The following is a 6,048-nucleotide window of genomic DNA, read 5'->3' as shown; positions in this document are numbered from 1 at the left end:
CCCCACGTGGCGCGGTACAACAGCGCGAACGTGCCCGCGTACGCTCCGGGCGGTCAGGCTTGATCCCTGCGCCGGCCGGGCTGCCCCGAAACCCGACCCGCTTGCGCCTGTCACGTCGGTCGAGGTTGAACCACCAATCAGGTCACGGTCCGCACCACGTGGGCTCGCGGGACCGGGCCACCAGTTGGCCAGCCATTCAAGATCAGCAGGGTTGACCGACTCGCCGACCGTCTCCACGCCGGTCGAGGGTTCGACCAGTAGGTACCGCCAGCCATCGGAGGTCTGCACCGCCACGTCCAACGGCACGTTGTCCAACCACTCCGTGGCGATCAACAAACCGGTGATTCCGTCGGGGACCTCGGCGGTCCAGTCAATGTCCTCGGGAAGGTTCTCCGGCCGGTCGGCGTACTCGACGGCGGTGAAGCGGACTCGTTCCGCCAGCGACGGACGATCGGCGACCAACGACGGCTCGTGGGGTGACCGACGGACGGCGGCCGCAGGAGTCAGGGTTTCCGGGGAGCCCGACCACGCAGGGATCAAGCCTGACCGCCCGGAGTGGGCGGGCTCCCCGGAAACCCCCACCGCGAGTCCGGCGGCGTCGGTGGAGGCGAGAAGGCGGCGCAGGGCCAGCAGCAGTTCCCCCCGCCCAGCCCCGACGTCGACCACGTCCAGCCGCGACGGATGGCCCAGGGCCGCGTCGACCTGCGCGAGCAGGCGCAGCAGCGCGGTGGCGAAGGCGGGGGAGGCGTGCACGCTGGTCCGGAAGTGGTCGGCCGGTCCGGTGCCGGCCACGAAGAAGCCGTCCGGCCCGTAGAGGGCCTGGTTCATCGCGTCCCGCCACGGGATCGGCATCAGCGAGTGCGGAGTGCGGAGGACGTCACCGTGCCGACCCTACGGCCACCGGTCCGGTGCCGGCCTCCGATCCCGGTCGCACGGCCCTGCGGGTTCACGCCCGGAAGTAGTGCCCCTCGTCGAGGTCGGCGATCAGGCCGGGGTGGGTCGGGGTCCAGCCGAGCAGGTCGCGGGTGACGGCGGACGAGGTCGGGTTGTCCATCTGCGCGAATCGCTCGAGGAAGCCGAAGTACTCGCCCGCCTCGTCGGCGTCGATGCTCCGGACCGGGATGTCGAGGTTGCGGCCGATCGTCTCGGCGAGCTGCCGGAAGGAGACTTCTTCATCGGCGGCGCCGTGCAGGCGTGCGCCGGCCGGCGCCTTCTCCAGGGCGAGTCGGTACAGCACGGCCGCGTCCAGGGTGTGTACGGCCGGCCATCGGTTGGCCCCGTCGCCGACGTACGCGGCGTACCCGTGCTGTCGGGCGCTCGCGATGATGGCGGCGATGAAGCCGTACCGGTCGAGTGAGCTGTGCACCGTGGGCGCGAGGCGGACGACGCAGGAGCGCACTCCACGGGAGGCGAGGCCGACCACGAGGTTCTCCGCGTCGATCCGGTAGCCGCCGCTCGGGAAGGTGTCCCGCTCGGTGCCGGGGCGACCGACGATGCCGCCCATGACCAGCATGGCGGTGCCACCCGTGCCGACCAGGGGCTTACCGGAGTCGGCCAGGCCGTCGGCGAGTGCCGTGAGGGCGTCCAGGTCGACCGAGGCCGCGCCGGCGAGGTCGCCGTCGAGCATGAGGTCGTGGCGGAACGCCAGGTGGATCACTCCGTCGGAGGCGGCCGCCTCGTCGCGGAGCACGTCGAGGTCGGACAGGTCGCCCCGGCGGGCCTCGCCACCGAGCTTCTCGATGGCGGCGGCGGAGCTGTCCGAGCGGGCCAGGCCGACGACGTGGTGCCCGGCGGAGAGCAGTTCCGGCACGACCGCCGAGCCGAGGTGGCCGGAGGCGCCGGTGACGAATACGCGCATGGGGTGTCCTTCGCGAGTGCCGATGTCACATTGCGACATCACCGTACCGCGCCTGATGTCATCGCGCGACATCACCGAGGGCGGCAATGTCGCAATGTGACATCGGATACCATCGGGGGCATGGCTCGCTGGCAACCCGACGCGCGTGGCCGCCTGCAGGCGGCCGCCTTCGAGCTGTTCCGGGAGCGCGGCTTCGACCAGACCACCGTCGCCGACATCGCCGAGCGGGCCGGTCTCGACAAGCGCACCTTCTACCGACTCTTCGGCGACAAACGCGAGGCCCTGTTCAGCGGCAGCGGGCACCTGGAAGAGGTGCTGGTCAAGGCGGTGGCAGAGTCGGATGCCGGCCCGTTCGACGCCGTGGTGGCGGCCTTCGGCCGGGCCGCCGAGGAGGTCTTCGTCGGCCGTCTGGAATTCGTCCGGGCCCGACAGGCCATCATCGAGAGCAGTCCGGAGCTGCGGGAGCGCGAACTACGCAAGACGGATTCGCTGGTGGCCGCTGTCACCGCCGCCCTCCGCGCCAAGGGTTTCGCCGAGACCACGGCCACCCTGGCCACCGAGTCGGGTGCCATGGTCTTCCGGGTCGCGTACGCCCGCTGGATCGCGCCCGGCAGCGACGCCTCGCTCAGCGACCTGATCGCCGAGGTGGCCGCCGAGCTGCGCGCGATCACGTCACCCGTGGGCTCGCATCAGTAGATCTTGGAAGATCTCCGCGCCGGGGTCGGTGCCCGGGGAGCGGTGAAGGTTTTCACACATGCTTGTCCCGGTTCGGCGAGCCGGGCGCATACTTGCGATCGACCGGTACCCCTTCTCGAGGACTGGATCGTCGTCATGAGCGCACCGTTGCGCCCGCGTCCGGCCGCCCCACACGGGCCCGCCGGGTCGTGGGATCGCGCCGACACCGGCGCCCGCGCCACCTCCCGCCCACTCACCGTCGGTGTCGTCGGCGCGGGCCGCGTCGGAGCCGTGCTGGGCGCGGCGCTCGCCGCCGCCGGGCACCACGTGGCCGCCGTCGCCGGTGAATCCGGGGCCAGTCGCGCCCGCCTCGCGCTGCTGTTGCCCGACGTGCCCCGCCGCCCGGTCACCTCCGTCGCCCGCGCCGCCGCCGACCTGCTGCTGATCGCCGTGCCGGACGACGCGCTGGCCGAGGTGGTCACCGATCTCGCCCAGCGGGGCGCCCTGCACCCGGGTCAGGTGGTCGCGCACACCTCCGGCGCGCACGGTCTGGCCGTGCTGGCGCCGGCCGCCGCGCTCGGCGTCCGGCCGCTGGCCCTGCACCCCGCAATGACCTTCACCGGTACGCCGGACGACCTGGCCCGTCTCGACGCAATCTCGTACGGGGTCACGGCCCCGGCCGACCTGCGTCCGCTGGCCGCCCGGCTCGTCACCGACCTGGGCGGCGTCCCCGAGTGGGTGGCCGAGGCGGACCGCCCGCTGTACCACGCCGCGCTCGCGCACGGTGCGAACCACCTGGTGACCCTGGTGAACGAGGCGACCGACCGGCTGCGTGACGCCGGGGTGGCCCGTCCGGAGAAGGTGCTCGCCCCGCTGCTGCGGGCCGCCCTGGAGAACGCGCTACGCCTCGGCGACGACGCGCTGACCGGTCCGGTGTCCCGGGGCGACGCGGGCACGGTCGAGCGGCACCTGGCCCGGCTGACCGCCACCGCGCCGGAGTCGGTCCCCGCCTACCTGGCGCTGGCCCGGCGTACGGCCGACCGGGCGATCGCGGCCGGCCGGCTACGACCGGTGGACGCGCAGTCGCTGCTCGGGGTGCTCGCCGGGACGGATCGGGAGGTGGCGGCATGACGCAGGTGGTGCACACCCGTGCCGAGCTGGACGAGGCCCGGGGCGCGCTGAAGGGCACCGTCGGCGTGGTGATGACCATGGGCGCCCTGCACGAGGGGCACGAGACGCTGCTGCGCGCGGCCCGGGAACAGGCCGACCACGTCCTGGTGACGATCTTCGTGAACCCGTTGCAGTTCGGGCCGAACGAGGACTTCGACCGCTATCCGCGCACGCTCGAGGCCGACCTGGAGGTGTGCCGGCGGGCCGGCGCCGACCTGGTCTTCGCACCCTCGGTGGCGGACATGTATCCGGACGGCCAGCCCCGGGTGCGGCTGGACCCGGGGCCGCTCGGCGCCGAGTTGGAGGGCGCGAGCCGTCCCGGCTTCTTCCACGGCGTCCTCACGGTGGTCCTGAAGCTGCTTCAGCTCACGCGCCCCCACCTGGCGTTCTTCGGCGAGAAGGACTACCAGCAGCTCACCCTGGTCCGGCGGATGACCCGGGACCTGGACGTCCCGGTCGAGGTGATCGGCGTACCGACGGTCCGGGAGCCGGACGGGCTGGCGCTGTCCAGCCGCAACCGGTACCTGAGCGAGCCCGAGCGCGCGGCGGCGCTCAGCCTCTCCGCCGCGCTGCGGGCGGGGGCCCGGGCCGCCGACGACGGCCTGGACGCGGGCGAGGTGCTGACCGCCGCGCACGCCGCGTTCGGCGCCGGTACGCCCGGGGCCCAGCTCGACTACCTGGTGCTCACCGATCCCGAGCTGGAGCCCGGGCCGGTGTCCGGGCCGGCCCGCCTGGTGATCGCCGCCTGGGTGGGCACCACCCGGTTGATCGACAACGCGGCGATCCACCTCGCTCCTCGTCCCTGACCTCGGCCGTACCCCCACCACCCCTTTCCGAAAGGCCAGTCCGATGCTGCGGACCATGCTCAAGTCGAAGATCCACCGCGCCACGGTGACCCAGGCCGACCTGCACTACGTCGGTTCGGTGACGGTGGACGAGGACCTGCTCGACGCCGCCGACCTGCTTCCCGGCGAGCAGGTCGCGATCGTGGACATCACCAACGGCGCCCGGCTGGAGACGTACGTGATCCCGGGTGCGCGGGGCAGCGGCGTGATCGGCATCAACGGTGCCGCCGCGCATCTCGTACACCCCGGTGACCTGGTCATCCTGATCTCGTACGCGCAGATGGACGACGCCGAGGCCCGGTCGTACCGGCCGCGGGTGGTGCACGTGGACGCCGACAACCGGGTGGTCGAGCTGGGCGTCGACCCGGCGACGGCAGCGCCGGGCACGGCCGGTGACCCGGTACCCAACCCGTTCGCGGTGTCCGGAGTCTGATCTCGCGCGCGGCGATTCCGGTCTGTCACCGGAAGGTCATTTCCGGTTACCCTGGGCACGCTGGCGGAAGCCGGTAGGTGGCTGGGGGAGGCCGCGATGCGCCGTGCCATGACGACCCTGTTCGCCACTGCCGTCACGGCAGTGTTGCTGATGGGCTGTGCCAGCTCCGGTGGGCTCGACGGCGACCTGACCGACGACTGGGCGTCGCTGCCGCCGGCCACGGCGTTCACGCCGGCGGTCGGGGTGTGCCAGGCCGCCGACTTCGTCGAGGTGGTCACGTTGGCCGCCTACCAGCCGATCGACTGCGCCGGCCCGCACCGGGTGGAGACCGTGCACGTGGGGGCGTTCCCCACCGAACGGCCCGCCGCGCCGGCCACCGGCTCGGTGGAGTTGCGCGGCGCGTTCGCCGAGTGCGACACCCGGGCCTCCGCGTATGTCGGCGACGACTGGCGGGCCGGGCGTCTGCGGTTGTCGGTGGCGCTGCCCTCCGGGCCGGGTTGGACGGCCGGCGCCCGCTGGTACCGGTGCGACGTCACCGAGCTGACCACGGTCGAGACGGCGGCCACGGTGGTGGTCCGCTCGGGCAGCCTGCGGAACGCGTTGAAGGGCAACAGCGGGCTGCGGTTGGGCTGTCAGCAGACCCGTGGCGGGGCGGGCCGGGACGTGCAGACGCTGGTCCCGGTGGACTGCGCCGGTCGCCACGACGCCGAGTTCGTCGGGGTGTGGCGCGCGCCGGACAAGCCGTACCCGGCCAAGAACGCCGACTGGGCGCCCCTCTACACCGGCTGCCGCAGCGTCCTCGGGCGTTACGTGGGCGTGCCGGACGACTCCGACCTGCGGTTCCGCAGCGGGGTGGTGGTGCGTCCGCCCGGAGCGGGGCGCTGGCGCGTCGGCGACCGAGGGGTCCGCTGCTACCTGTGGTTGAGCGACCGTACGGTCACCGCGTCGTTGAAGGGCGCGGGCCCGGCCGGCCTGCCGGTGCGGACGAAGTGAGCGGCCGGACGGGGTAGCCCAAACCACTCGTTGAGCCCCCGCCGCCCCGGGCGAGGATCGTTCGGGTTGACTGG

7 protein-coding genes are annotated in these 6,048 nt (G+C 73.1%); 5 read left to right on the top strand and 2 right to left on the bottom strand.

Going from position 1 to position 6,048, the window contains the following annotated elements; all coding sequences use genetic code 11:
* Positions 1-852 (bottom strand): SAM-dependent methyltransferase (locus tag ABZ272_RS17785; protein ID WP_355051017.1); only part of this gene is annotated, 852 nt, incomplete at its 3' end.
* Positions 853-946: 94 nt separating this feature from the next.
* On the bottom strand, positions 947-1,858 hold the full coding sequence (locus tag ABZ272_RS17780; RefSeq protein WP_355051016.1) for an SDR family oxidoreductase: 912 nt from the start codon (positions 1,856-1,858) through the stop codon (positions 947-949).
* A 120-nt stretch (positions 1,859-1,978) separates the two neighbouring features.
* On the opposite strand from ABZ272_RS17780, the gene ABZ272_RS17775 reads away from it, so the two are divergent.
* The 5 genes from ABZ272_RS17775 (at position 1,979) to ABZ272_RS17755 (ending at position 5,974) form a co-directional block, all read left to right on the top strand.
* Entirely contained in the window at positions 1,979-2,554 is a 576-nt protein-coding gene (locus ABZ272_RS17775) for a TetR family transcriptional regulator (RefSeq protein WP_355051015.1), read from the top strand.
* A gap of 135 nt (positions 2,555-2,689) precedes the next feature.
* Positions 2,690-3,664: a Rossmann-like and DUF2520 domain-containing protein gene (locus tag ABZ272_RS17770; protein ID WP_355051014.1), complete on the top strand. Its 975-nt coding sequence runs from the start codon at positions 2,690-2,692 to the stop codon at positions 3,662-3,664.
* Positions 3,661-4,509, top strand: a complete 849-nt coding sequence (gene panC / locus ABZ272_RS17765) for a pantoate--beta-alanine ligase (protein ID WP_355051013.1) — start codon at positions 3,661-3,663, stop codon at positions 4,507-4,509. The genes ABZ272_RS17770 and panC overlap by 4 nt, the downstream gene beginning before the upstream one ends.
* Before the next feature lie 43 nt (positions 4,510-4,552).
* Positions 4,553-4,981, top strand: a complete 429-nt coding sequence (panD, locus tag ABZ272_RS17760) for an aspartate 1-decarboxylase (protein ID WP_355051012.1) — start codon at positions 4,553-4,555, stop codon at positions 4,979-4,981.
* 96 nt (positions 4,982-5,077) lie between these two features.
* Positions 5,078-5,974, top strand: coding sequence for a septum formation family protein (locus ABZ272_RS17755; protein WP_355051011.1), 897 nt, complete (start codon positions 5,078-5,080; stop codon positions 5,972-5,974).
* Positions 5,975-6,048 lie beyond the last annotated feature (74 nt).

The sequence above is a fragment of the Micromonospora sp. NPDC005979 genome, from assembly GCF_040614415.1.
In the GTDB taxonomy this organism is placed as follows: domain Bacteria; phylum Actinomycetota; class Actinomycetes; order Mycobacteriales; family Micromonosporaceae; genus Micromonospora.
The sequence above is the reverse complement of the archived record's forward strand: the minus strand, read 5'-3'. Positions and strand labels throughout refer to the sequence as shown.

Bases quoted from the DNA above. Each gene is read 5' to 3' on its own strand.
- ABZ272_RS17780 (WP_355051016.1), bottom strand. From the start codon at position 1,858: ATGCGCGTATTCGTCACCGGCGCCTCCGGCCACCTCGGCTCGGCGGTC.
- ABZ272_RS17775 (WP_355051015.1), top strand. From the start codon at position 1,979: ATGGCTCGCTGGCAACCCGACGCGCGTGGCCGCCTGCAGGCGGCCGCC.
- ABZ272_RS17770 (WP_355051014.1), top strand. From the start codon at position 2,690: ATGAGCGCACCGTTGCGCCCGCGTCCGGCCGCCCCACACGGGCCCGCC.
- panC (WP_355051013.1), top strand. From the start codon at position 3,661: ATGACGCAGGTGGTGCACACCCGTGCCGAGCTGGACGAGGCCCGGGGC.
- panD (WP_355051012.1), top strand. From the start codon at position 4,553: ATGCTGCGGACCATGCTCAAGTCGAAGATCCACCGCGCCACGGTGACC.
- ABZ272_RS17755 (WP_355051011.1), top strand. From the start codon at position 5,078: ATGCGCCGTGCCATGACGACCCTGTTCGCCACTGCCGTCACGGCAGTG.